This window comes from Bacillus sp. SIMBA_026, assembly GCF_046535335.1.
GTDB lineage: Bacteria > Bacillota > Bacilli > Bacillales > Bacillaceae > Bacillus > Bacillus velezensis.
Window position 1 is genome coordinate 1 of record NZ_JAWRWX010000061.1, and the last position, 352, is coordinate 352.

Sequence of the window (352 nt, forward strand, 5' to 3'; positions counted from 1 at the left end):
GAGCGTGATCAGTTGCTGGCTCAGTGCTGGCTGAGCGATATGCAGCACTTCGGCGGCTTGCGTCAGGCTGCCGATGTCCACGATTTTCACGAAGTATTTAAGACGCCGCAGGTTCACGGTATGGCAGCTCCGGAGCAGTGCAATGTCCGCAATGATAGGGCAACAACGCCATAACGGACAGACTTCCGCCCGTGCGGCGCAGCGCGCACGACCGATCGGAATACGCCTGCGTTCGCCGCTGCGCCCTCGCATGCGCGGCCCCGGCGCGTCATAAGTCAATGTTATTGCACCAGCGGAAAGTTATCTTGGCTCCAAAATTTTCGGGCGCGTAATGTGAGCGCCACGTACAACG

At 59.1% G+C, this 352-nt stretch carries 1 protein-coding gene; it reads right to left on the reverse strand.

What is annotated here, in order from left to right:
- Window positions 1-252, reverse strand: a 252-nt coding sequence (locus SB847_RS20660) for a LysR family transcriptional regulator (RefSeq protein ID WP_410578443.1), incomplete at its 3' end; no start/stop codon positions are given.
- Window positions 253-352: the final 100 nt, after the last annotated feature.